General features: G+C 47.9%; 18 protein-coding genes, 1 tRNA gene and 1 riboswitch. Of the genes, 9 read left to right on the top strand and 10 right to left on the bottom strand.

Annotated features, from left to right (window positions below; all coding sequences use genetic code 11):
* The first annotated feature begins 104 nt into the window (after positions 1-104).
* On the top strand, positions 105-896 hold the full coding sequence (locus tag ACFQ2O_RS07240; RefSeq protein ID WP_377524832.1) for an alpha/beta fold hydrolase: 792 nt from the start codon (positions 105-107) through the stop codon (positions 894-896).
* 122 nt (positions 897-1,018) lie between these two features.
* On the opposite strand, the gene ACFQ2O_RS07245 is transcribed toward ACFQ2O_RS07240, so the two are convergent.
* Complete coding sequence (locus tag ACFQ2O_RS07245; RefSeq protein ID WP_377524835.1) at positions 1,019-2,191, bottom strand: lycopene cyclase family protein; 1,173 nt, start codon at positions 2,189-2,191, stop codon at positions 1,019-1,021.
* A 1-nt stretch (position 2,192) separates the two neighbouring features.
* Entirely contained in the window at positions 2,193-2,846 is a 654-nt protein-coding gene (locus tag ACFQ2O_RS07250; RefSeq protein WP_377524841.1) for a carotenoid biosynthesis protein, read from the bottom strand.
* 888 nt (positions 2,847-3,734) lie between these two features.
* Between ACFQ2O_RS07250 and ACFQ2O_RS07255 the strand changes: the two genes are divergently transcribed.
* The 3 genes from ACFQ2O_RS07255 (at position 3,735) to ACFQ2O_RS07265 (ending at position 7,560) form a co-directional block, all read left to right on the top strand.
* Positions 3,735-4,325: a Crp/Fnr family transcriptional regulator gene (locus ACFQ2O_RS07255; protein WP_377524846.1), complete on the top strand. Its 591-nt coding sequence runs from the start codon at positions 3,735-3,737 to the stop codon at positions 4,323-4,325.
* 84 nt (positions 4,326-4,409) lie between these two features.
* Positions 4,410-5,702, top strand: a complete 1,293-nt coding sequence (locus tag ACFQ2O_RS07260) for a M20 metallopeptidase family protein (protein WP_377524851.1) — start codon at positions 4,410-4,412, stop codon at positions 5,700-5,702.
* Between the two features lie 652 nt (positions 5,703-6,354).
* Positions 6,355-7,560 carry a sensor histidine kinase gene (locus ACFQ2O_RS07265; protein ID WP_377524856.1) on the top strand — a complete coding sequence of 402 codons (1,206 nt, stop codon included), beginning with the start codon at positions 6,355-6,357 and terminating at the stop codon, positions 7,558-7,560.
* 24 nt (positions 7,561-7,584) lie between these two features.
* Here the strand turns inward: ACFQ2O_RS07265 and ACFQ2O_RS07270 are convergent, their stop codons facing one another.
* Positions 7,585-7,995 carry a hypothetical protein gene (locus tag ACFQ2O_RS07270; RefSeq protein ID WP_377524861.1) on the bottom strand — a complete coding sequence of 137 codons (411 nt, stop codon included), beginning with the start codon at positions 7,993-7,995 and terminating at the stop codon, positions 7,585-7,587.
* Positions 7,996-8,268: 273 nt separating this feature from the next.
* Here ACFQ2O_RS07270 and ACFQ2O_RS07275 point away from each other — a divergent pair, with 273 nt between their 5' ends.
* Positions 8,269-8,625, top strand: coding sequence for a hypothetical protein (locus ACFQ2O_RS07275; RefSeq protein ID WP_377524866.1), 357 nt, complete (start codon positions 8,269-8,271; stop codon positions 8,623-8,625).
* Between the two features lie 248 nt (positions 8,626-8,873).
* On the opposite strand, the gene ACFQ2O_RS07280 is transcribed toward ACFQ2O_RS07275, so the two are convergent.
* Both ACFQ2O_RS07280 and ACFQ2O_RS07285 read right to left on the bottom strand, forming a co-directional pair.
* A tRNA-Met gene (locus ACFQ2O_RS07280) sits at positions 8,874-8,946 on the bottom strand.
* 83 nt (positions 8,947-9,029) lie between these two features.
* Positions 9,030-10,820 carry a BamA/TamA family outer membrane protein gene (locus ACFQ2O_RS07285; RefSeq protein WP_377524871.1) on the bottom strand — a complete coding sequence of 597 codons (1,791 nt, stop codon included), beginning with the start codon at positions 10,818-10,820 and terminating at the stop codon, positions 9,030-9,032.
* A 206-nt stretch (positions 10,821-11,026) separates the two neighbouring features.
* Between ACFQ2O_RS07285 and hemW the strand changes: the two genes are divergently transcribed.
* Positions 11,027-12,172 (top strand): radical SAM family heme chaperone HemW, encoded by a 1,146-nt coding sequence (hemW, locus tag ACFQ2O_RS07290; protein WP_377524876.1) that lies wholly within the window; start codon positions 11,027-11,029, stop codon positions 12,170-12,172.
* Positions 12,173-12,224: 52 nt separating this feature from the next.
* Here hemW and lhgO read toward each other — a convergent pair whose 3' ends face one another.
* A complete protein-coding gene (lhgO, locus tag ACFQ2O_RS07295; RefSeq protein WP_377524882.1) occupies positions 12,225-13,445 on the bottom strand; it encodes an L-2-hydroxyglutarate oxidase in 1,221 nt (406 codons plus the stop codon).
* 136 nt (positions 13,446-13,581) lie between these two features.
* On the opposite strand from lhgO, the gene ACFQ2O_RS07300 reads away from it, so the two are divergent.
* On the top strand, positions 13,582-13,761 hold the full coding sequence (locus ACFQ2O_RS07300; protein ID WP_377524888.1) for a hypothetical protein: 180 nt from the start codon (positions 13,582-13,584) through the stop codon (positions 13,759-13,761).
* A gap of 36 nt (positions 13,762-13,797) precedes the next feature.
* Here the strand turns inward: ACFQ2O_RS07300 and metF are convergent, their stop codons facing one another.
* From metF to rplU, 4 genes are all read right to left on the bottom strand, one after another.
* Positions 13,798-14,754: a methylenetetrahydrofolate reductase [NAD(P)H] gene (gene metF / locus ACFQ2O_RS07305; protein WP_377524893.1), complete on the bottom strand. Its 957-nt coding sequence runs from the start codon at positions 14,752-14,754 to the stop codon at positions 13,798-13,800.
* Between the two features lie 137 nt (positions 14,755-14,891).
* The gene (gene metH, locus ACFQ2O_RS07310) at positions 14,892-18,605 is read right to left on the bottom strand and encodes a methionine synthase (RefSeq protein WP_377524898.1); all 3,714 of its coding nucleotides are present in this window, start codon (positions 18,603-18,605) and stop codon (positions 14,892-14,894) included.
* A gap of 68 nt (positions 18,606-18,673) precedes the next feature.
* A riboswitch (SAM riboswitch) is annotated at positions 18,674-18,782 on the bottom strand.
* 879 nt (positions 18,783-19,661) lie between these two features.
* Positions 19,662-19,931 carry a 50S ribosomal protein L27 gene (rpmA, locus tag ACFQ2O_RS07315; RefSeq protein ID WP_377524903.1) on the bottom strand — a complete coding sequence of 90 codons (270 nt, stop codon included), beginning with the start codon at positions 19,929-19,931 and terminating at the stop codon, positions 19,662-19,664.
* A gap of 71 nt (positions 19,932-20,002) precedes the next feature.
* Entirely contained in the window at positions 20,003-20,311 is a 309-nt protein-coding gene (gene rplU / locus ACFQ2O_RS07320; protein WP_377524906.1) for a 50S ribosomal protein L21, read from the bottom strand.
* 604 nt (positions 20,312-20,915) lie between these two features.
* Here rplU and ACFQ2O_RS07325 point away from each other — a divergent pair.
* Both ACFQ2O_RS07325 and ACFQ2O_RS07330 read left to right on the top strand, forming a co-directional pair.
* Complete coding sequence (locus ACFQ2O_RS07325; RefSeq protein ID WP_377524909.1) at positions 20,916-21,884, top strand: ribonucleoside-diphosphate reductase small subunit; 969 nt, start codon at positions 20,916-20,918, stop codon at positions 21,882-21,884.
* A 356-nt stretch (positions 21,885-22,240) separates the two neighbouring features.
* Positions 22,241-24,625 carry a ribonucleoside-diphosphate reductase subunit alpha gene (locus ACFQ2O_RS07330; protein WP_377524912.1) on the top strand — a complete coding sequence of 795 codons (2,385 nt, stop codon included), beginning with the start codon at positions 22,241-22,243 and terminating at the stop codon, positions 24,623-24,625.
* The last annotated feature ends 62 nt before the right edge of the window (positions 24,626-24,687 follow it).

Raw genomic sequence — 24,687 nt, forward strand, 5'->3', positions numbered from 1 at the left:
GTATATTTAATTTCATTAATTTTGAACCGGTTTAGCGTTCTGACCTTTAGCCGATCGGCATTGAGGTTGATAGCTTCGGTTGCTTACCCTTAAATGTTTAGTGTATGAGTTTGTTGAGGCGAAACAACGTGAAGATTTTTGGGCACGGTGAGCAGCCTATGCTCTTCGGACATGGCTTCGGCTGTGATCAGAACATGTGGCGCTATATCACCCCCGCCTTTCTGAACAGGTACAAGATCGTTCTGTTCGACCACGTAGGCTCCGGGAGCTCCGATCTGATTGCGTACGACAGAGAGAAGTATGGCACGCTGCATGGCTACGCCGACGATGTGCTGGAGATTTGCAAGTACCTGGAGCTGGAGAATATAATTTTTGTTGGCCATTCCGTAGGAGCTACGATTGGAATGCTGAGCGCCATAAAAGAGCCAGGGCAATTCAATAAGCTCGTACTGATTGGCCCCTCTCCCTGCTACATTAACGATGAAGGCTATATCGGGGGGTTCGATAAAGAAGACATAGAAGAGATGCTGGAACACATGGAACATGATTTCGTGGGGTGGTCAAATATGTTCGCACCGCTCATTATGGGAAACTCCGACAGACCGTCGCTGGGCGTAGAGCTCACCAACAGCTTTTGCAGCACTGACCACGAGATAGCCAAGCACTTTGCCAAGGTTACCTTCCTTTCCGACAACCGAAAAGATCTGCCTAAGTTACAGATTCAATCACTGATTATGCAATGCTCTGAGGATATAATTGTCCCTAGAGAAGTAGGGGAATATATGCTCAGCCACATGAAAAGCGCTCAAATGGTTTACCTGAATGCAACAGGCCACTGCCCCAATTTAAGCTCCCCTCTTGAAACCATGACCGCCATAGAAAGCTTCCTGGCTTAACCTAAGACTTACGTGGGCCAAGTGCTAGCAGAAGAGCCTATAGCGTAATTTCCATTTAATATTAAGAAGTTAGCAAATACTTGATTCACTGCTTGTTTAAGCAGATGATTCAACTGCGGTTATCATTTTGGAAGCACCCTTTTAAAGGTAAGGTAGAGTTCCTTTGCAGCAGCACTAGCAAAAGTGCCTTTGTCTACGGAGCGCATTACCTGCAGGTCTTCTAACAAAGTAGAATCCTCATTCAGGAACTTGAGAATGGTAGCGGCTGGTAACTTGCTGAACATGGCTTCAAACACCTTCCAGGCAGGGTACTCCTTCTCCGACAGCACACGTAAAAAGATACTGTCGTAGAGTTTATACTTGCCTCTGGAGGCAGCCAACTGGTGTAACGGTGTTTTTCCTGCAGCCAGGTTATGGGCTATGGCGGCACACTGCCGTTGTATAAAACTGAACGTATAGCCTGTTGAAGCTTTTGTGGCTCCACCGGCTGTGCCAATATTTATCACCTGATCACTTTCGCTTGTTCTGAAAGGTGCGTTAGTCATGGGAATAACCCCGTATTCAGTTCGCGTAATCTCATACTCCGAATGCTGAAGGTAGTGCTCGAGGTAATGAGTCAGCTCATCATCGTACTGCTCCTGCTGCAAGGGCGCCGGTGAAAAGCCTGTATACTCAACCAGGGCCTCCCGTTTGTTAAAAGGAAGGACATACACAAAGCGGCAGTCCTGGTGCTGCGCTACCCGAAAATCCATCAGCGTGGGGGCCTCCGGATTGAAGGCATCTTCGTTGGTTTTGATGAAGTATCCCTTAAAGTGCTGCAGCAGATGGTGGTAGTGCCCGCGCTCCGGAATCTTAAACTTGACACTGTTGAATACATAGGCTCCTGTGTAAATAGCTTTCTTGCCCTGTACTGCTCCATCCGGGCTTATGTCTAAAATCTCATCCTCCACCAGCGTCACATTTGCAGCTGCACTTGCTTTGTTCAGGCAAAAACTGTAGAAAGCAGCACTCTCCAGCATCTTATAGCGATAGGGGCTGATATCCAGCAGAGAGGAAAAGCCTTCAGAGTAGAAGTGCAGGTGCTGCCACTGGTGTTTCAGGCAACTCTCAAAAGGCCCTTCCTCTACCTGCCAAAAGCACCACGTCCTGTCGTTTGTCTGCTTTTTTTCACGATCGAGCAGCAGTATCTTCTTCTGCCGGAGGGCAGGCTCCTCCAGCAGGTAGCAAAGCAGGCTCAGCCCGGCAGCCCCGGCTCCCGCTATAATGTAGTCGTAGTGTTGTGCGGCTTGCTCCATTTTATGAATGCGTGATATTTAGAACGAGGAAGAAGAAAAACTGAACAAGCAGAAAGTAAGGTGCAAAAGGGTTTCTGGAACCGCGAAGCACAGGTATCAGCAGCAATACAAACAGGAAACTGCACACATACCAGGCGATAAAGTTTTGCAAGGGAACCTGGCTGTCCTGCCAGTACCAAAAGTCAAAGGTTTCACACACCCGCTCTATCAGAAAATCAATGCTAACGGGAACAGCGGCAGCCACCAGAGCCTTCAGCCAAAACGGCCTAAGGTACTTATTGACCAAAGTGGCAGATGCAAAGCAGAGGGCAGCCCAGTTCATACCAATCACGAAGGGCACGCCCAGGAACTTTGGGCCAAAGGCATCCCCGTAGTAATAGGTGCCAAAAACTGCGCCCGTTTCTACGCCCACTGCCTCCACTGCAAAACCAGCCATGAACACGGCTGCAAAAGCAAGCAGCATTCGCAGGCTAAGTCCCTTATGGTTTAACAGTAGCAGCAAGGTAGCCAACACCAGGTTAAGGGGCGTCTGGCTCAGAAACCAGTCTCGGTAAACGGTGTGAAAACCAATTAATCCGCAGAAATGGAAGAGCAAGAGTATGGCTACAGATATAGTTAATCTTTGGTCGGTCTTAACGGTCAGTGGGTACTGCATCGGGTTAAAGATTTGAAACTGGCTCTATTGGATTGGCTGCACTCGGGCTTAAAGGTACAGCTTTCGTTAACGCTTCACTAAAAACCAAGTTACCGCCCCTAACAGGTAAATAATGTAATTGTTCTCGGAGGCAGCCCCTAACAATTATCGAACCTAGAAAGGCACATCGGCTTTTCTCTCAGAACGTGCGCTGAAATGAGCAATCTAGAGGCTATAGGAGATTATCATATACAGCAAAAGCTGGTTTCACCGGAGAGGGGAAACTTATGACAAGGAAAACAATAAGTATAGAACTGGGTAAACCTTTTTTTAAGTATTGCAGCCCTTAGAGCATATTTAAAATTTATCTTTTGCGCTGCAAAGCCTGTAAAGGAACCTGGCGTCACGCTTTTCTCGCCCCATAGCGCTGCCTTTAAGCTCTAAAACCGCTTTGTCAGCAGCCCAGAGTAACGACTATTACAACTGCAGTAGATCTACTGCAGTTGTAATAGTCGTGCACACCCGTTTATACATGACTACAGCCCATCTGCTTTGATGCACCGTAATATATGTGGTTGCCGCTGATAAATGATCAACGCATCCATCCTTACTTCCCGTAGTGGCGGAACAGCACCCAATCATCAAAGCGCGAGGTGAAAGGCCTGGCTGCTATCACACCGCTGCTTCTGGGGACTTTTGGCTTTACCGGCTCAAAGCAACAGTCAGGACACTCATTTTCTACCGGGAATGCGTATCTTGAAGAAGCGAGGTAGGGGGAGCGAAAAACCGGTGATTCTGCCGCCAGATCGAAACATCCTCTTTATGAGACAAACAACCATAACCACCTTCGTACATAGTACAGACAAGGGTGTGCTTTCGATTATATAGAAGATGGCAACAAGGAAAAACGTGAAGGAAGAATTTCAAAAATACTACGATTCCTATCTCGAAACATTTTCTGATTCGAGTCCAGAGGCCATCACCTTTTTCAGCTCGTATTTAAGTATAAAGGAATATGCCAAAAAAGAGCTCTATTTTAAGAGTGGTGAAGTACAAAAAGAAATGGGCTATGTCTGTAAGGGGCTATTGCGAAGATATTATATAGATGAGAAAGGCAACAGGATCACCACAGGCTTTATCAATGAAAATAAATACGCCACAGATTATCCGGCTTTTCTAAGGCAGAAGCCGTCCAAATATTTTATAGAATGTCTAGAGCCATCCATAATCATAAATATACCTCATGATAAACTTCAGGAAAGCTTTAAGAAATTTAAAACCAGTGAAATGTATGGGAGGCTAATGGCCGAACAAGTCTTGATCATACAAACGGATAGAGTTGAGAGCTTCCTGTTTGAAAATGCCGAGGAAAGATATTTAAACTTCATTAATCAAAATCCTGATATCATCAATAGGATAAGTCTGTCTCACTTATCCTCGTACTTGGGAATAAAGCGGCAATCATTGAGCAGAATACGAAGCAAAATGGCAAAAAAGTGATTATGTCACATAGGTGACAGGTACTTTCTACTATTGTATTGCATCTTTACAAGACAACAAAGCATAGTAAAAATTACCCCACCTATGAATATACTTAAAATAGCTTTATCGCTACAACTCCTCTTCTTGCCATTCACCATATTGGGACAAAGCGCGAGAGTCGACCCCACAGTTCATAAAGTTGTACAACAACGAACCGATCAAATTTTCGATAGCCTGGTAAAAATCAGGAGGGATCTTCATACTTACCCCGAGGTATCTGGGCAGGAGAAAAGAACAGCCAAGAAAATAGCAGAATTCTTAACATCACTCGGTTTGGAAGTTCATACCGATATCGGTGGCAATGGAGTTGTCGGAATCTTAGAAACTAATATAAAAGGAAGGCGAATTGCCTGGCGAGCTGACATGGATGCCCTGGCATCAGAAATTGCGGGTGACGTAGCGTTCAAATCAAAAAACGAAGGAGTAAGGCATATTTGTGGGCACGATGTAAATACAGCGATAGCGCTTGGAATAGCGGACGTGCTATCAAACTTGAAAGAAGACCTAAAAGGCACAGTTTATTTCATCTTTCAACCCTCGGAAGAAAATTACAAAGGGGCAAAAGCGATGATGGATGATGGCTTGTTCGATATAATTAATCCCGATGAAATATACGCATCTCACATAACCCCAATGCCTGAAGGGTTGATAGCCACCAGACCTGGCTGGTTGTTCGCTGATTATAAAATCGTTAAAATATCCTACAGGAAATCGAGCGACAGCCGATCAAAGATCCAATTCACCAAAGACCTTATCTCAAGCCTTCAGACTGTTGAGCCTGATAGTAAGTTCTGGGATACTGGAAATTTGTTGGATCCGACCATCGGCCTTGGAAACCCAAACACGATATACAAAGGCTACCGAACTGTAAATCCGAATTTTACTGTTGAGGAAACGGATAATCAAATCTCCATTAGCACCTTCATAAGCTCGAGTGACGAAAAGAAAATGGATTCAATTTTACCTTTGTTAGAGCAAAAGATTCACGAATCAAGCTATGCAGATGATTTGATCGGCGTGGAATATTCGTTTCAAAGACCGGTCATTTCAAATGATAAGGAGCTTACAAAAAAAGCAATCAACAGCATTTCTTCTGTTTACGGAACAGATAAGCTGATTCCTTTGTACGGAGCAATACCAGATGGCCGTGGAGATGACTTTGCCTATTTCCAAAATCATACCCCGGGAGTTTACTTTTTGCTGGGTGGCTCTAACTTCGAAAAAGGCATAGTTTCTATGCCACATGCTCCAACCTTTTCCGTCGATGAGAATTGTATCAAAACAGGAGTAGAATTTTTTTCATCAATGATTTTAGAAAGATTATACGATCTATAAAACTAAGGCTGATTTCAATGTTGGGTTCAAACCAACCACAAGTAGCCAGTTATCAATAATGCAAACAGGCTGCTGACAATATTCTTGTAAATACAGACTTCACTGTTATTCATAAGCTAATAATAATGGGGTACTGTATAGCCATCAGATATCCAACACCGCAGTCTGCGCAACGTTAGAACACCTACTTCACTATTTTACCGCCTCATAGGACCCACGTGGCTGTTGCACAACTGTTTGAATACAGTGGTAAGCATATAGGTTAAACCTTTGGTGCTATGCAGGACAGGAAAATTATTTAGGATGAAAAGGAACTGCACTTCTTGCTTTCGGCGCACGTGCTGGAGCGCAACTTATATAGGCAGTGGAAGCAGCAACTGGACCTGGATTTTTTCTACGAGCTGACGGGGGAACTCTACGGCAGCTGCGGCTAGCACCTAATAAATAGGATGCCTTCAACCGGCCATTAGCTTATGCCCTGCTGTCGTTTTTCCTACTAATCCGCTGCAAGAGTCAGCCAAGGCTCCAATTTTTGGCATTTCCTGCATAATCGTTATTTTTCTTTTAACTTTAAAGCGAAAAACCAATTGAACCCATGTCACCCTTACCCAGCCTGCTGCTTTCCAGCGGGGGTGACACTACAGTACTTGATATGCCGGACGAACTATTGAAGGACCTGGAGGCCGTTAGGAAAATCCCTGTTGTCCCCACGATGCTTGACGTGATTTGCCAGACAACCGGAATGGGCTTCGCGGCGGTCGCCCGGGTGACGCAGGACAGGTGGCTTGCCTGCAGCGTTCGGGACCAGGTGCAGTTCGGACTGCAAGAGGGGGACGAGCTGAAGCTGGAGACCACCATCTGCAACGAGATACGAGACCACCGCGAGCCGGTGGTCATCGACAACGTCAGCGAGGACCCCTGCTACAAGCATCACCACACGCCTGCCACGTACGGGCTGCAAAGCTACATTTCCGTGCCTATCATCCTTCGGAACGGGGAGTTCTTTGGGACCCTGTGCGCCATAGACGCAAAACCCGCGCAGGTAAACAACACCAAGGTTATCGGCATGTTCACCATGTTTGCCGACCTGCTGGCCTTTCACCTGCAAAGTCAGGAACTGCTCGAGCGCGTTCAACAGGCAAACCTGGAGCTGGACACGCGGAACAGAGCTCTGGCCAGTGCCAACTTCGACCTGGACAGCTTTGTCTACACGGCCTCACACGACCTGAAGTCACCGGTGTACAACATGCAGGGGCTGCTCGATGAGCTTGACGGAACGCTCACCGAAGAGTCAATAGACAGCAGGAAAGTCAGCCGGATCGTTCAAATGATGCGCTCCACCGTCAAGCGGTTCACAACCAGCATTAGTGACCTGACGGCCATTGTGGAGGTCGAAAACACAAACCTCGTAAACGAGCCCGAAGAGGTGGACATCTTCGATGCGGTGGAAACCGCCAAGCTGGACCTGCAGAAGCTGATCGCGGACTCCGGGGCTGAGATCGAGGTGATTTCCGCGGACAGGTTCTTCTCTGGGTTTTCAGGGATGAACTTCAAAAGCGTCCTCCACAACCTGCTCAGCAACGCCATCAAGTACCGCTCCCCCGACAGGAGGCCGGAGATCAGCGTGCGGCTGGAGAAGGTCGACGGCAGAACGCACCTGACGGTGGAGGACAACGGCCTGGGCCTACCGCCCGGAAAGCAGGAAGAGGTCTTCAGCATGTTCAAGCGCTTCCATGACCACGTAGAGGGGAGCGGCCTGGGCCTGTACCTGGTGAAACGGATGGTGGACGCCGCAGGCGGACAGATCCAGGTCAGTAGCACCCCTGGAAAGGGAACTGCATTCCTGATCGTCTTTTAGCAAGCCCATTCGGGCAGCGAGGCCTTACTTCAACAGCCACGCCAAAGCTTCGTCCCTTCCAGAGAAGGTCATTATTCTGAAGGGGGCGCCCAAACGTTGGGTTGCCTCGCTGGTCACCGTGAGCACCCGCTCCTCATGGCTTGCCACAGCGCTGTTCACCCGGGCAAGCCGCTTCAGCCGCGAGCGCGTCAGCTTTGCTAGAAACTCCCCCACCACAGCCTTGTAGGCCCCGTCCTCTAGCTGGTCTACCAGCACATTGCTGGAGTCCAGCAGGAGCAGCTTGATGTCGTAGTTGCAGGTGTGCTCGGCCACCAGCGTCAGGACCCGCGAAAGCTCGGGCACGCCAAACTCCACCACATTGGGCAACTCGGCGATGAGCACATCCGTGCCGGGGTTGTAGTCCAGGTTCAGCAGGCCGTTTTGGTAGATGATCATAGGCAGGAGTGTCTGGCAAAGATACGCAGTGGGAATTCAAAGCCCAAGTGGCTTAGGCTGCCGACATGAAAGGACGAAAGCGCAGAGGAAGATCCACTGCCCTTTCCAAGCTATGAAAACAAACTGAATGGTATAAAGAAGCTGGTCAGCGAAAAAGTATTCCTACAGGTAAACATCATCCAGAAGAAAAACAACCACGGCTACACCCATACCAAATACGATGCTAGGCTACCGCTTAGAAGCCATTTAAAGCGAGCCTCCTGCGGAACGAACATGACGGGCTATGAGGCGAAAGGCAAAGGTATCCTCTACTACAAGTGCAACAAAGTTGGCTGCAAGGTTAACAAGAATGCAGAGCAGCTCCGTAAGGCATATAACTCCCTGCTTAACGACTTTGCTATTGATGAGCGCCTGATAGCGCCCCTAAAGCAAAAGCTTGTGGCAACCATTGAAAGCCTGAACGAGCAAAAGGCAGAAGATGCCAAGCGGTTGAAGGTAACGCTTAAAGTTGTTCATAATAAGCTGGCACCGAAGAAGCCGTGGTTCTGGATTCGGTCGTGGCACTTGATATGCGAGTCCTGGAAAAGGTCATGCGCTGCATCGTCGCACTTGGTAAATCTTTTGGCGTAGGAGGTAAGCTGCTCCCTGTGCAGCGCCGCGACTTTAAAAAAAGCCTAGGCCTGCTCTTCGTTCACACACATCTGGCTAAAAGTGTAAGGGTATGATCGAAGTTAAATAGGCTTTGATGCAGGGTTGCGTTTTAGGGGCTTAGGTTGGTAGCGGGGCATCAGTTCAAGGAAGTGTTTTCCTATGTTGACCCACAAAAGCAAAAAACCGCTATAAGTTATTAGCTTACAGCGGTTTTAAGTATTAGTAGGTAGCGGGGACAAGACTCGAACTTGCGACCTTTGGGTTATGAGCCCAACGAGCTACCAACTGCTCCACCCCGCACTGTTATTGTGTTACAAAAGTAGACTAAAGATGTATACTATGCAAGTGTCTATACCAAAAAAGGCTAAAAAAATTAGGTTTAGCTAAAACTTACTAGTTATACCAAAATGAATCTTAGAATATTTAAATGAAATAGGCTGTTGTGCTGCTTGACCTAAAGAATAAACCAACTGAAAGATACCTGCTCCGGTACTGAAACTGATACCTGCCCCTAAACCAAGCGGATAGTCGCTCTGTTTGGAGGCTTCTAAATCACTCCTATAATAGCCTTGGTCGTAGAAAAGCAGCACAAAAGAATCGGAAGCATTGTATAGACGATACTCTAAAGTACCAACAGCATAACTAGAGGCATAAAAGAAAAAATCATCGAAGCCTCTAATTGAGCCTAAACCACCCAGGCGGTACATATCGTTCTGGAAAATACGATCGCTTAGCAGGGCCTCCCCCCGCACACGGGTAAGGAGGGCACTGTTTTTACCTAACCGCATGAAGTTCTCCACCCGTAACCCCACACTTAGCTGAGATGTTTTCATATCCAGCGTATCGTAAAAGCTTTTCTCCAGGTCAGCATTGCGCAGTAGCTTTTTTGTGCCGGCCGCAAACTGCAATTCCACAAGCCGCCCTCGCCTCGGAAAGTAAAAGTCGTCCAGGTTGTTCCAAAGGTAATTTAAGCCATAGGTGGTGGTTTGAGCATCCGCCAAATCAAGTTGCTTTAAGCGTTGCGGACTTGCATCTGCTAGTATACGCGAATTACGCCACTCTGTAAACACACTGAACTTTCCGTATTGCAATGTGTAGTAGCCTAATTGCAGGCGCGGCTGCACTGTTATAAAGGTTGTGTCTTGCTTAAGCAGGTTGAACTTAGCGCCAGCCTCAAAAGGACTTCCGAAGAGGTTAGGGTGCAGGTATTCTCCGTTAAGTATAACAGAGCCAGCGCTTACGCGCCGCCATTGCAGGCCCAGCTGCTTTCCGGTTCCGCTAATGTTCCGAATATTCAGGTTGGCTTCACCTGTTATCAGCAGCTTATCAACCCGATTAGGATCTGGCAGGAAGCCGACAACACCATCTATCTGATTGGTCTGCCTGTCTTCCAGAAAATAATATACTTTTGCTTTATCACGGGCAAACTGTACTTGTGGCGAGCGTGTTATTTTTACATATGGCAGCTGTGTTAGCATGCGTTGCGATGCATCAACCTGATCTTGATTGTATAACTGGCCCGGCAGCAATTGCAGGTAGCGCATCAGAAACTTAGGCTGCGTTTTGGTTTTGCCTACTATCTCTAACGTATCATAGGTTACCACAAAAGCTTTGTCTACCATTAGCGCAGCTTCAACTTTATTCTCTTTTATACTTACAGAATCAAGCCAAACGGAAGCAAACGGATATCCGCTTCGCTCTGCGTAATCCAGAATGCGCTGTTGCAGCTTTACATAGTCGGCTGGTTTAAAAGGTGCCTTCCTGTAGAACTTGTCCCGAAAACCTGATTCCATCAGTATCCCTTCACTTAGGTTGCCGTTGCGTAGCTGGGCCCACTCAAATGGCTGTCCCACATGAAGTTTCACGTGGAGCGTGTCGCGGCGCAAGTATAAACTATCGGCTGAAGCCAACAAAAATGCATCTTGCTGCATTCTATACACAAGTGCTTTTACCTCCTTTGCTGCCTCGGCAGAGTCGGAGAGTGTGGTGCGGAAGTTATATTGCTTCAGCACCTGTCGTCCGGCCGCATCAGGCGCCCTTACTACAAGCTGCACCTTCTGCTGCGGCTTTACTAGCTGTACTTTGGGCGGAGGAGGAGCCGAGGACGTAGTTTGCGCATGCACCAGCGGTAGCCACCATAACAGAACGAAGAAGAAGGCAGCTATTTTGTACATTTGCACTTGGTAATGTGGGGCAAAGAGTTTAGATGTTTATACTTTATACCTGCGGTTGAACATACTATCTGCGCAGCAAGTGTACTTAGGTTTATTGTACTGATGGAGCAAAGGTACTTTTTCAGCAACAAATTTATCAGAAACTGAACAATTGGGCACTTTAATCCATTACCTAATCAACACATTACTTATTAGCAATTTATACTTTGTCCGGCATATACTTACACGTTCCTTTCTGCAAGCAGGCTTGCCACTACTGTGATTTCCACTTCAGCACATCCATGGCCCTTAAAACAGATCTGGTGCAGGCAATGGTGCGCGAACTGGAACTGCGCCAAAACTATCTGCAAGGGCAGGAGGTAGGTACCATCTACTTTGGCGGCGGCACACCTTCGCTGCTAAACCAACAGGAACTCCAACTGCTTCTGGCAACAACAAGGCGCTTGTTTAAAGTTTCGGATAATGTTGAAATTACGCTGGAGGCCAACCCGGATGACCTGACACCCACGAAGCTATATGAACTCAGGGAGGCAGGTGTTAACCGCCTGAGTATTGGCCTGCAGTCTTTCCATGAGCCGCACCTGCGCCTGATGAACAGAGCACATAGCGCCTCCGAAAGTATTGATAGCGTAAGAGATGCCCAGGCCGCTGGCTTCGATAACATTACCGTGGACTTAATTTATGGTGTTCCGGCACCAGACCATACGCTTTGGCAGCAGGACCTGGATACATTGTTTTCGCTAGGAGTGCAGCACGTTTCCTGCTACGCCCTTACCATTGAGCCCGATACCGCTTTTGGACGCTGGAGCAAAAAAGGCAAGTTCATCCCTGCCGAAGATGAGTATACAGCAGAGCAATTTGAGATACTGTTACAGCAGATGCAGCAGCACGGTTATGTGCAGTATGAGATATCAAACTTTTGCCAGCCCGGACACGAGTCGAGGCACAACAGCAACTACTGGCGCGGGGTGCATTACTTAGGCATCGGCCCCAGTGCCCACTCTTTCAACGGCCACTCTAGGCAGCACAACGTGGCGCATAACAAAAAGTACATTGATGGATTACAGCAACAGGACTTGGCACCGTTTGAGCGGGAGGAGCTAACGCTTGCCGACCAGGCGAATGACTATCTGCTGACCACGCTCCGCACTATCTGGGGCAGTGACCTCGAAAAGCTAAAGCTGGAATACAAGTATGATGTAGCTGCCACGCACCCTGACTACCTGCGGGAGCTGGAGCAAAAGGAGCTCGCGCACATAACAGATAACACGCTATACCTGACTGACAAGGGCAAATTGCTGGCTGACCAGATCACTATGGATCTGCTGCTGGAGGAAATAGAGAAGGCATAGCACCAGCAGAAAACCGGTACTACGCCTCAAATTTTTTGTGCCTGATTTATCTTTATACCGCCGCCGGCTCTCCGTTCAGCTGCCCCACAATATACTTCCCGATAGCCAAAGATGACGTTGCCGCTGGCGAAGGGGCGTTGCGCACATGGATGATGTTCCGGCTTTTCAAGATATCGAAATCGTCGATCAGCTTTCCGTTTCTGTCGCAGGCTTGGGCTCTTACGCCGGCACCACCCGGCACCAGGTCGCTTTCCTGCACCTCGGGCACCAGCTTTTGCAGTGCTTTGGTAAAGGCCGCCTTCGACAGCGATCGGTACATTTCACCTAAACCCGTTTGCCCATACTTGGCAGCTATCTTCCAGAAGCCCGGCCAGCTAAATGTTTCCTGCGTGTCTTTCAGGTTGAAGTCCTGGAACTTGTAACCTTCTCTTTTGAAAGCCAATACTGCGTTAGGACCAGCCTCCACACCACCGCGGATCATGCGGGTAAAATGCACGCCCAGAAATGGGAAGCTCGGGTCTGGCACTGGGTAAATCAATGTTTTTACGAGGTACTCTTTCTCCTTGCTCAGCTTATAATACTCGCCTCTGAACGGGATGATGCGCAGGTCGTTTTCCTTCTCTGTCATGTTGGCCACGCGGTCGGAGAAAAGGCCGGCACAGCTCACCACTTTGTCTGCTGCATACATACGCTTGTCAGTCTCCACATAGGTTATGTTGTTTTGGGTGTGGATGTTGATCAGTTTCTCTCCGAACGCCGCCTCGCCGCCATACTTGTTCTGGTAAAGATCCAGCAGCTTCTCAGCCATCTTTGGATAGTCGATGATGCCAGTTTGCGGTACGTGAATCCCTTTGATGCCCGTGCAATGCGGCTCTATCTCCTGTATCTCGGCTAGCGAAGCGAGTTTTCTCAGGTTCGTTAGGCCATTGCGAATTCCCCTGTCATAAATATCATTCAGCTTCTCTACCTCAGTTGGAGTAGTGGCCACGATAATTTTGCCGCAAAGCTCATAAGGGATGGCATGCTCGTCGGCAAACTCTATCAGCGAATTATAGCCAGCAATACAATTTTTTGCTTTCAGGCTCCCCGGTGCATAATAAATGCCGCTATGCATTACGCCGCTGTTGTTGCCCGATTGATGCTTGGCTACAGCTGTTTCTTTTTCAATGATAAGCACCCTGGCGTCCGGGTTCTTTTGCTTTAAATGGTAGGCAACGGAGAGGCCAACTAATCCTGCCCCGATTACAATAGTATCATATTTTTTAACCGACATGCTATGCTGTTTTGATATCTTTACAATCTGAAATATAAAAGCTCTATTGCCGCTTAAGTATAAAAGCTACGGCAAGACACACTCATATACGGAGCTCTATATAGTATGGATAAAGTATACAAGGATATTCATGCGCATGCTGCTGCACTTAGTCATTTCTGCCTTTATACAGACTAGATTTCCGGACCAACAGCAGTTTGTTTATACTTGCTCACTACCCGGCGGCTCCGTTCCTATACTTGCTCCAGAAATTCTGATGGCTGGCTTAGTTATTTTCGGGAGGCGCCAATACAAAAAAGCGTGGGATAAAGTATAAACTTTACCTCACGCCTTATGCTGCTTTACAGGATGTTTAAAACAACGCTTCTGCTACCTTTCTAACAGAGCCTGACTTGCCCATAGAATAGTAGTGCAGGCAAGGCACACCGAACTCCATCAGCTCTTTCGATTGTTTGATGGCCCACTCCACCCCCACCTGAGCGGCAGCTTTGTTGTCGGCACAAGCTTCTACAGCATCCGCTAAATCGCAGGGGATATCAATGTGGAAGAGGCTTGGCAGCAGCGACAGCTGTGTTTTGGTGGTGAGTGGCTTTAAACCAGGTATAATCGGCACGTCTATTCCTTCCTCGCGGCAAAGATTTACAAAGTCGAAGTACTTCTGGTTGTCGAAGAACATTTGCGTTACAATGTAATCAGCACCAAGCTCTATCTTACGCTTTAACCAGCGCAGGTCTGATCTTAAGTTAGGCGCCTCGAAATGTTTCTCCGGATAGCCCGCCACGCCAATGCAGAAATTTGTGCCATTCGTGTTAGCCTGCTCATCGTCCAGGTAAACGCCATTGTTCATATTGACCACCTGGTCAATAAGTTCAGTGGCATAGTGATGCCCTCCTGGTTCTGGTACAAAACGCGCCTCGCTTTTCACACAGTCGCCACGCAATACCAGCACGTTGTCTATACCTAAAAAGTGCAGGTCTATCAAAGCGTTCTCCGTTTCTTCTTTGTTAAAGCCACCGCAAATCAGGTGTGGCACAGTGTCTACTTTATAGTGGCCCTGAAGCGCCGCACAAATGCCTACAGTACCGGGACGCTTGCGGGTAGAGCGCTTTTCCAGCAGGCCATTCTCCCGCTGCTTATAAATGTATTCTTCCCGGTGATACGTCACGTCGATGAACGGCGGGTTAAACTCCATCAACGGGTCGATGTGGTTGTAAAGGGTGTGCAGGTTTTCGCCTTTCAGGGGCGGCAGTATTTCGAACGTGAACAGCGTTTTGCCATTCGCGTTTCTAAAGTGATCCGTTACTTTCATGTATTGCTTTCAGGTGCTTTTTCTAGATGTTAGATACTAGACATTAGATGCTAGACGATTTATGTTGGTTATGATACTAGATTTTTGCACTGCATGAAAAGTCTAACATCTAATATCTAGCGTCTAATGTCTGAAACTTATACCGCCTGCTGCGCCAGCGGCTTTGGCTCATAGTTCAGGTTTGGAGACAGCCAGCGTTCCAGCTCTTCCTGCGGCATGTTTTTGCGCTTAGCCAAGTCTGCCACCTGGTCTTCACCGATTTTGCCCAGGCCAAAGTACTTCGACTCCGGGTGGGAGAAGTATAAACCACTCACCGAGGAAGCCGGGTACATGGCCAGGTTCTCGGTAAGTATGATCCCGGTTTGCTCCTCGGCCTGCAGCAGGTTAAACAGCGTGATCTTTTCGGTATGGTCAGGGCAGCCAGGATAGCCTGGTGCCGGCCGAATGCCTTTGTATTGCTCTTTGATCAGATCCTGATTGCTCAGCTGCTCTTCCGGTGCATAGCCCCACAACTCCCGGCGCACCTTTAGGTGCATCAGTTCGGCAAAGGCTTCTGCTAATCTATCGGCCAAGGCTTTGACCATAATGGAGCGGTAGTCGTCATGATCGGCTTCATACTTCTCAATCAGCTTCTCGATGCCGAACCCAGCCGATACGGCAAAGCCACCAATATAATCAGCCACACCGGTTTCTTTTGGGGCAATGAAATCAGAGAAAGCCATGTTGGCTACGCCCTGTCCTTTTTTGCCTTGCTGCCGCAAAGTATGGAACTCCGTCAGCTCGTTTTCACGTGAATCATCGGCGTATACTTCTATAGTGTCATCGGCCTCCACGTTGGCAGGGTAGAAGCCTACCACGGCACGTGCCTCCAGCAACTGATTGTCTACTATCTCCTGCAGCATTTCCTGCGCATCTGCAAACAGCTTACGCGCCTCTGTTCCCAGTTCAGCATCATCCAGTATTTTCGGATATTGGCGCTTCAGCTCCCAGGTATGGAAAAAAGGAGTCCAATCGATGAACGGCACAATTTCAGAAAGCGGATAGTTGTTAAATGCTTTCGTGCCGATAAAGCTTGGTTTGGTTGGCTGTGTTGTAGTCCAGTCTACTTTATACTTGTTAGTTCGTGCCTCTTCTATACTTGCAAAAGCACGATCTTTTGTTCGGCTGTAGTGATCCTCGCGCAGCTTTTCATACTCCGCCTTGATTTCTGCAATGTAGTTTTCACGGTCGCTGCCCAGCAGGCTGCTCACCACGGTTACACTACGGGAGGCATCGTGCACGTGCACCACCGGCCCGCTGTACTGCGGTGCAATCTTCACAGCCGTATGTACACGGGAAGTAGTGGCACCTCCAATCATCAGCGGAATTTTCATGCTTCTTCGCTCCATTTCCTGCGCCACATATACCATCTCGTCCAGCGAAGGCGTGATCAAACCGCTCAGGCCAATGATATCCACCTGCTGCGCTTCGGCCTCTGCCAGAATTTTGTCCAGCGACACCATCACGCCCAAGTCGATCACCTCATAGTTATTACAGGCCAGCACCACACCCACTATATTTTTGCCGATGTCGTGTACATCGCCTTTCACGGTAGCCATCAATATAGTGCCTGCGGTTGACTTTGATGTATCGTCAGCCAGCTTCTCAGCCTCCATAAAAGGCAGCAGGTAAGCGACAGACTTTTTCATCACACGCGCACTTTTCACCACCTGCGGCAGGAACATTTTACCAGCACCGAACAAGTCACCTACCACCGTCATACCGGCCATCAGCGGACCTTCGATCACATCCAACGTTTTAGTAGCTTTCTGGCGGGCCTCCTCCGTGTCCTCCTCTACAAACTCCACCACCCCACGCACCAGTGCATGCTTCAGGCGCTCCTCTACTGGGGCATCGCGCCAAGCTGTGTCTGCTCCAGTAGCTGTTTTACCTTTACCTTTTACCTTTTCGGCATAGGTTACCAGCTTTTCCGTAGCGTCGGGGTGGCGATTAAAGATTACGTCTTCAATCAGGTCGCGCAGTTCCGTCGGGATTTCGCTGTACACGCCCATCATACCTGCATTCACAATGCCCATGTCCATACCTGCCTGCACGGCATAGTATAAGAACACCGTGTGCATGGCCTCGCGCACCAGATCATTGCCCCGAAACGAGAACGACAGGTTACTCACCCCACCACTTACCAGCGCATGCGGCAGGTTTGCTTTGATCCACTTTACCGTCTCAATATAATCTACAGCATAGTTATTATGCTCTTCTATACCTGTGGCAATAGCCAGTATGTTAGGGTCGAAAATGATGTCCTGCGGCGGGAAGCCAACTTCATCGACTAAAATGCGGTAAGACTTCTCGCAAATTTCTATTCTGCGCTCAAAGGTGTCTGCCTGGCCCTGTTCATCAAAGGCCATCACAACAACGGCTGCACCGTACTGGCGCACTTTGCGAGCTACTTTTTTGAATGCTTCTTCGCCTTCTTTTAAGCTGATGGAGTTAACGATGCTCTTGCCCTGCACACATTTCAAACCTGCCTCGATCACACTCCATTTAGAAGAGTCGATCATAATAGGCAATTTCGAAATATCAGGTTCAGAGGCGATCAAATTCAGGAAGTTGGCCATGGCCTGCTCTGAGTCAAGCATGCCTTCGTCCATGTTCACATCTATGATCTGGGCACCGCCTTCTACCTGCTGCTGCGCCACAGATAAGGCTTCCTCGAACTTCTCTTCTACAATAAGGCGGGCGAATTTTTTGGAGCCGGTTACGTTGGTACGTTCACCTACATTCACAAAAAGGCTTTCGGGGTAGATGGTGAGGGGCTCGAGGCCGCTGTAGCGAGGAAGAGGGGCAACGGGGGTGGGAACGCGTGGTTTATATTGCTGCACCAGGTCAGAGATAACCTTTACGTGCATTGGCGTAGTACCACAACAACCGCCAAGTATGTTTACCAGCCCTTCTTTCAGGTACTCTTCTACAATCTCGCCCATTTGCTGTGCCGTCTCGTCATAACCGCCAAAGGCGTTTGGCAAACCAGCATTAGGATAGGCACTAATGTAAGTATCAGAAATACGGGAAAGCTCTTTGATGTGGGTTTTAAGCTGACGCGCACCTAAAGCACAGTTAAATCCAATGCTAAGTATAGGTGCATGCGAGATGGAGTTCCAAAACGCTTCTACCGTCTGGCCAGACAAGGTACGGCCGCTGGCATCCGTGATCGTACCTGACACCATAATCGGCAGCTCTTTGCCGCCGTCCTGCACATACTGGTCTATCGCAAAAAGCGCCGCTTTACAGTTCAGTGTATCAAATACTGTTTCTACCAGCAGCAGGTCAGAACCACCATCCACCAGGCCGCGCACCTGCTCATAGTAGGCCTCCACCAGTTGGTCGAAGGTGATGGCACGGTAGCCAGGGTGGTTCACATCCGGGGAAAGCGAAGCGGTACGGTTTGTCGGACCAATGGCACCTGCTACAAAGCGCGGCTTGCCCGGTAGTTTAGCTTCTATCTCATCTGCTGCCTCACGTGCCAGCCTTGCCGATTCATAGTTCAGCTCATACACGATGTGCTCCAGGTGGTAGTCGGCCATGGCGATGCTGGTACCGCTAAAGGTGTTGGTTTCGATGATATCGGCACCAGCCTCCAGATACTCAGCATGTATGGCTTTGATTACGTCTGGACGGGTAATGGAAAGGAGATCATTATTCCCTTTCAGGTCGCCGGTATGATCTTGGAAGCGATCCCCACGGAAGTCGGACTCCTGTAGTTGGTAACGCTGAATCATAGTGCCCATCGCACCATCCAGCACTAGCACACGCTCTTGCAGCAGTTTATAAATCGGATGTGATTTTGTCATTTCGGTGTCTTTCTTCTCGTAATTGTCTACGCAGCTTATCAAGAAAAACACCTACAAAGGTAGGAGCAGTCTTATCTTCCCTGGCAGCAGTAGCTCCAGGAGGGAGGTAGCACCAAGCTATAAACATGGTTGCTAAGACGTCAAAGGGCCCTGTCCCTCAGTCTTTCTTGATAAGAATGTTGCAAAGTAAAGGGTTATATGCGGAAAAAAGAAATTTGTTGCATGGAAATGTGGAGAACAGTGGGTCAAGTTCGTTTTGTTTGCTGTTTAAACTTGGGTGTAGGAGTTTGTGGAGCAGGTTTGGCGAACCACCCCCGGCCCCTCCTTGTCCAAGGTGGGGAGGTTTCCGCTACTGCTTCTTGGGCAAGTAACTACTTTGTCGTTGCGGCTGATCAGGGGAATTCTCCTCACCCCAACCCTCTCCTAATAACTGGAGAGGGAGAAGTGCTGTTGCTCTAGCTGAAGTATAAGCGCTGTAACTGATGGTATTAAGCGGACAGGTCGCGACCTGTCCCTACAAATTCTACATATGAATGATGGTGAAATCAGCAGCTACTAGAACTGATTCCAGTCCTTGGGTTGAGCGCCTTGTGCATGTTGCGGTGCCCGCTAGGGCAGCCCGCAGCGGAGCGAGGAGCAGCTTCAGGCACACAGCGCGATGCCCGAGGACGAGGCCTCGCGGCCGTGAGCGCTCCAAAGCATAAAATGAAACAATGGGTATTTGGGAGCTAGAGGATAAGCGGAAGCTAGGAAGTATAGCTTGGCTGAAGTTGCGAAAGCTTAGCTAAGCAAGTATGGCCGAAACAAGTATAGTCCCCCGCTGCGCAAGTATGGCTTTTCAAGCCAGTCGAGTTACAAACCTGACATCATAGCAGGATACAAGTCTGAAGACTTGCCCCAGTAGGCGAAGTATAAGTTGCAGTTAGCGGCGGTGGTTTAAGGCACAAGCGGACGCTTGCGCTAAATGAGGCTTAGATATCCTTAAGCAACAAGTATAAAACAAAAAGAGGGATGTCTTTCGACATCCCTCTTTCCTCGTATCAGCTATACTTAATACTAAGCTTCAGCTTGTACTTTAGGAAGTACAGAAACGTAAGAACGGTTCTTCTTTCCTTTTCTGAACTGAACAACACCATCAGTTAATGCAAACAGGGTATGGTCTTTGCCCATACCTACGTTTACACTTGGGTGGTGTGCAGTACCTCTTTGTCTTACAATGATGTTACCAGCGATAATATCCTGGCCACCGTAAATCTTAACGCCAAGACGTTTAGAATGTGATTCACGGCCGTTGTTAGAACTACCAGCTCCTTTTTTGTGTGCCATCTTTTTAACTATTTAACTCAGGTTAGCGAACTAAGCCTGAAAGGATTCAACGATTAATTTCTTCTTACTGCTTAACCAATGCTCTCGATAAGAACTTTAGTATAGTTTTGACGATGACCTCTCGACTTTCTATACCCTTTTCTTCTCTTCTTCTTGAAGATATGAACCTTGTCAGCTCTGAATTCCCCTAAGATTTTACCAGTTACCTTGATACCATCTACAAAAGGAGCGCCAACAGTAATGTTACCGTTATCGTCTGTAAGAAGAACATTGGCGAACTCAACGGCGTCACCTTCATTGCCGGAAAGCTTGTTAGCGTAGATGAACTTACCGCTCTCTACTTTGGTCTGTTGACCTGCGATTTCTACAATTGCGTACATCAGCTTCAATGTATGTTTAAAGTTTAGTCCGCAAAAGTACGGCAATTATTTGATACATGCAACGCCTTGTATAACAAATTGTTTACCAACTACACAACCCTCACACAGTCATGTGGAAAACAATGTTGATATCCACACTAACTTTTTTAGCACTTGCTAAAAAAGTTTGCAACAATCTGTAATTCAGATCATTGGAGCCAATATAACCAAACCCACTTTTCCACAATATTTATACCAAGCTCAACCAGACCAGCCATAAACAATGCTTCATCTTTTAACATCTTGCCTGAAACAACATGCCTAACACCACCACCTCACCAGCTCTTATCCCTTAATTTATAGGCAAATAAAGATATTTAAACTTAAATATATAATAAAATTTAGATGTGGATAACAGTGTGAATTACCACCAAAAACAGCCCTAATGCCGCATTCAGAGGGTGTGCATAAATTGAACAACTTTCGGCCCGAAAATCAAGTTCATTTCTATATATTTGAAGTCACGAAATACTTTGGCTGCCACTCAGGCAAGAGCCAAACATTTTATGACTACAAGAGGTTTTGAGTGAAACCTGAGCCTAAAACCCTTTAATTATATTAAAACATGAGTGATATGGAGCCAATACTGAAAGAGAACCCAAACCGCTTTGTCTTATTTCCAATTCAGAACGATGCGGTGTGGCAGATGTATAAGCAGGCGGAGGCCAGCTTTTGGACGGCAGAGGAGATAGACCTAAGTCAGGACCTGAAAGACTGGGAAAATCTGAACGATGGCGAACGCCACTTCATCAGCCATGTACTTGCCTTTTTTGCTGCCTCAGATGGTATCGTGAACGAAAACCTGGCTGTTAACTTCATGAACGAGGTGCAGATTCCAGAGGCGCGCTGCTTCTACGGCTTTCAGATCATGATGGAGAACATCCACTCCGAAACATATTCTTTGTTGATTGATACTTATGTAAAAAAACAGAGCGAGAAAGACCATCTGTTCAACGCGTTAGAGACAGTGCCGGCAGTAGGCAAAAAGGGCGAGTGGGCCTTGAAATGGATCGAAAGCGAGAACTTTGCTGAGCGCCTGATCGCGTTTGCCGCAGTAGAGGGCATTTTCTTCTCCGGCTCTTTCTGCTCTATCTTCTGGATGAAAAAGCGCGGCTTGATGCCTGGCCTGACTTTCTCGAACGAGCTGATCAGCCGCGACGAAGGCCTGCACTGCGACTTTGCCTGCTTGTTATATAGTATGCTAAACAACAAACTGCCAGAGGAGCGCGTGCAGCATATTATTCGCGATGCGGTAAGTATAGAGCAGGAGTTTGTAACTGACGCACTTCCTGTTGACCTGATTGGCATGAACTCAAAGTTAATGAACCAGTACATCGAGTTTGTGGCCGACCGTCTGTTAGTAGCATTAGGATGCAGCAAGATCTATAACTCAACCAACCCATTTGACTTTATGGAGATGATCTCGCTGCAAGGCAAGACAAACTTCTTTGAGAAGCGCGTGGGTGAGTACCAGAAAGCTGGCGTAATGGGCGACAAAGACAAAAACGTGTTCAGCCTGGACGAAGATTTTTAGACTAAACTTTTCTTTAGTAAGTTTAGGTGGTCTTAGGGAGCCAAATCTTCTTTTCCCACCTAAGCTTACCCTGAGTTACCACCGCACCGGGCGGCACAGGAGTAACACATAAAACCTCATCCCGGCGAGTATATTGCTGGCACACCACCAGCCAAAGGGGAATTCTCACTCCTCTATATAGTAAAAGCATTTGGCTTTACCTTTAAATAGTTGTACTGCAACGTCTTATAGGCGCATGAGCGTATTGGACTAAGTATACGCACACCAAAAGAATAACCGCCTGCTGCACCGGCAGAGGCTTATCTATATTTTTATTTAAGAACCCGAGGCCTTTAACCTCGCTAAATGTATATGCTATGTTAGTAGTTAAACGAGACGGCAGACGCGAATCCGTCAAATTCGATAAGATTACCGCACGCATCGAAAAGCTGTGCTATGGTTTACATATGGATTACGTGTCGCCGATTGAGGTGGCCAAGAAGGTGATTGACGGTATCTATGATGGCGTAACCACTGTAGAACTAGATAACCTGGCAGCCGAAACAGCTGCGTCGCTCACTACCAAGCATCCGGATTATGCGGTGTTGGCAGCGCGTGTGGCTATTTCTAACCTGCACAAGGTAACAAGCAAGTCGTTCTCTAACACCATGAAGCGCCTCTATACTTATGAGGATCCTAAAACTGGTGAGAACGCCTCTTTGATTGCCAAGGATGTATATGAGATCATCCGTAAAAATGCGGCCCTGCTGGACTCAACTATTATCTACGACCGCGACTACAACTACGATTACTTCGGTTACAAAACACTGGAGCGCTCTTACCTGCTTCGCCTGGATGGCAAAATTGTGGAGCGCCCGCAACATATGCTAATGCGTGTGGCCGTGGGTATTCATAAGGAAGACATCGAATCTGCCATCGAGACATATAATCTCATGTCTGAGAAATGGTTTACACACGCCACCCCAACACTATTTAACGCTGGCACGCCTAAGCCACAGCTGTCTTCGTGCTTCCTGCTAACGATGAAGGACGACAGCATCCCGGGCATTTATGATACCCTGAAGCAATGTGCGCAGATCTCGCAGAGCGCTGGCGGTATTGGCCTGAGCATCCACAATGTGCGTGCAACAGGATCATACATCAAAGGCACGAACGGCACTTCTAACGGTATCATCCCGATGCTGAAGGTGTTTAACGACACAGCCCGCTACGTAGACCAGGGTGGTGGCAAGCGCAAAGGCGCCTTTGCTATTTACCTGGAGCCGTGGCACTCTGACATCTTCGACTTCCTGGACCTGAAAAAGAACCATGGTAAAGAAGAAAACCGCGCCCGCGATTTATTCTATGCTCTTTGGACACCAGACCTGTTCATGAAGCGCGTGGAGGAGAACGGCGACTGGAGCCTGTTTTGTCCGCACGAAGCACCTGGCCTGGCAGATTGCTGGGGCAAAGACTTTGAGCGCCTGTACGAGAAGTATGAGCGTGAAGGCCGTGCCCGTAAGACTATCAAAGCACAAGAGCTTTGGTTTGCCGTACTGGAGTCTCAAGTAGAGACAGGTACACCTTATATGCTGTATAAGGATGCCGCAAACCGTAAGAGCAATCAGCAGAACCTAGGCACTATCAAGAGCTCGAATCTGTGTACTGAAATTATGGAGTATACTAGTGCTGATGAAATTGCGGTTTGCAACCTGGCATCGCTGGCATTGCCTCGCTTCGTAAAAGAAGACAACGACGGCAACAAGACGTTTGACCACCAGAAGCTGTTTGATGTAACGTACCATGCCACTGTTAACCTGAACAAGGTTATCGACATAAACTATTACCCTGTAAAAGAGGCTGAAAACTCTAACATGCGCCACCGCCCAATAGGCTTAGGTGTACAAGGCCTGGCTGATACTTTTATTCACCTGCGTATGCCTTTCGAAAGCGACGAGGCAAAGGGCTTGAATAAAGATATCTTCGAAACGATCTATTTTGCAGCCATGACGGCCTCTAAAGACCTTGCGAAGAAGAACGGGGCTTATGAAACGTTCAAAGGTTCTCCGTTATCAGAAGGCAAGTTCCAGTTCGACCTATGGAATGTATCTCCGGATAGCGGCCGTTGGGATTGGGAAAGCCTGCGCAAAGACGTAGTAGAATATGGTGTGCGTAATTCACTTTTAGTAGCACCTATGCCTACTGCTTCTACTGCTCAGATTTTAGGTAACAACGAGTCGTTTGAGCCTTATACTTCTAACATTTACCTGCGCCGCGTGCTTTCAGGTGAATTTATGGTGGTGAACAAGCACCTGCTGAAGGACCTGATTTCGCTGGGCATCTGGAACGACCGCATGAAGCAGGATATTATTGCTGCCAACGGTTCTGTTCAAGATATCCCGAACATCCCGCAGCACATCAAAGACCTATACAAAACAGTATGGGAAATCAGCCAGCGTACTATCATAGATATGAGTGCTGATCGTGGCGCATTTATCTGCCAAAGCCAGTCGCTGAACCTGCACGTGATGAACGTTAACTTCGGCAAGCTGACTTCCATGCATTTCCATTCCTGGAAGCGTGGCCTGAAAACAGGTATGTATTACCTGCGCACCAAGTCTGCCGTAGATGCCATCAAGTTTACGGTTGAGAAACAGGCTGCCGAGACACTCTCGCCGGTCTACAACAACCAAGACCAGAATCGCAACGACATGAGTTGCTCCCTGGATAACCCGGACGCTTGCGAAGCTTGCGGATCGTAATTTTAAGACAAGTTGATAAATAGAAAAGGCCACTATCTTACAAATAGTGGCCTTTTCTATTT

It is taken from the genome of Pontibacter rugosus (assembly GCF_042678745.1).
Lineage (GTDB): Bacteria > Bacteroidota > Bacteroidia > Cytophagales > Hymenobacteraceae > Pontibacter > Pontibacter rugosus.

What these genes read in the sequence shown, in the direction of transcription:
- ACFQ2O_RS07240 (WP_377524832.1), top strand. Translation starts at nt 105, where the DNA reads ATGAGTTTGTTGAGGCGAAACAACGTGAAGATTTTTGGGCACGGTGAG.
- ACFQ2O_RS07245 (WP_377524835.1), bottom strand. Translation starts at nt 2,191, where the DNA reads ATGGAGCAAGCCGCACAACACTACGACTACATTATAGCGGGAGCCGGG.
- ACFQ2O_RS07250 (WP_377524841.1), bottom strand. Translation starts at nt 2,846, where the DNA reads ATGCAGTACCCACTGACCGTTAAGACCGACCAAAGATTAACTATATCT.
- ACFQ2O_RS07260 (WP_377524851.1), top strand. Translation starts at nt 4,410, where the DNA reads ATGAATATACTTAAAATAGCTTTATCGCTACAACTCCTCTTCTTGCCA.
- ACFQ2O_RS07265 (WP_377524856.1), top strand. Translation starts at nt 6,355, where the DNA reads ATGCCGGACGAACTATTGAAGGACCTGGAGGCCGTTAGGAAAATCCCT.
- ACFQ2O_RS07270 (WP_377524861.1), bottom strand. Translation starts at nt 7,995, where the DNA reads ATGATCATCTACCAAAACGGCCTGCTGAACCTGGACTACAACCCCGGC.
- ACFQ2O_RS07275 (WP_377524866.1), top strand. Translation starts at nt 8,269, where the DNA reads ATGACGGGCTATGAGGCGAAAGGCAAAGGTATCCTCTACTACAAGTGC.
- ACFQ2O_RS07285 (WP_377524871.1), bottom strand. Translation starts at nt 10,820, where the DNA reads ATGTACAAAATAGCTGCCTTCTTCTTCGTTCTGTTATGGTGGCTACCG.
- lhgO (WP_377524882.1), bottom strand. Translation starts at nt 13,445, where the DNA reads ATGTCGGTTAAAAAATATGATACTATTGTAATCGGGGCAGGATTAGTT.
- ACFQ2O_RS07300 (WP_377524888.1), top strand. Translation starts at nt 13,582, where the DNA reads ATGCTGCTGCACTTAGTCATTTCTGCCTTTATACAGACTAGATTTCCG.
- metF (WP_377524893.1), bottom strand. Translation starts at nt 14,754, where the DNA reads ATGAAAGTAACGGATCACTTTAGAAACGCGAATGGCAAAACGCTGTTC.
- metH (WP_377524898.1), bottom strand. Translation starts at nt 18,605, where the DNA reads ATGACAAAATCACATCCGATTTATAAACTGCTGCAAGAGCGTGTGCTA.
- rpmA (WP_377524903.1), bottom strand. Translation starts at nt 19,931, where the DNA reads ATGGCACACAAAAAAGGAGCTGGTAGTTCTAACAACGGCCGTGAATCA.
- rplU (WP_377524906.1), bottom strand. Translation starts at nt 20,311, where the DNA reads ATGTACGCAATTGTAGAAATCGCAGGTCAACAGACCAAAGTAGAGAGC.
- ACFQ2O_RS07325 (WP_377524909.1), top strand. Translation starts at nt 20,916, where the DNA reads ATGAGTGATATGGAGCCAATACTGAAAGAGAACCCAAACCGCTTTGTC.
- ACFQ2O_RS07330 (WP_377524912.1), top strand. Translation starts at nt 22,241, where the DNA reads ATGTTAGTAGTTAAACGAGACGGCAGACGCGAATCCGTCAAATTCGAT.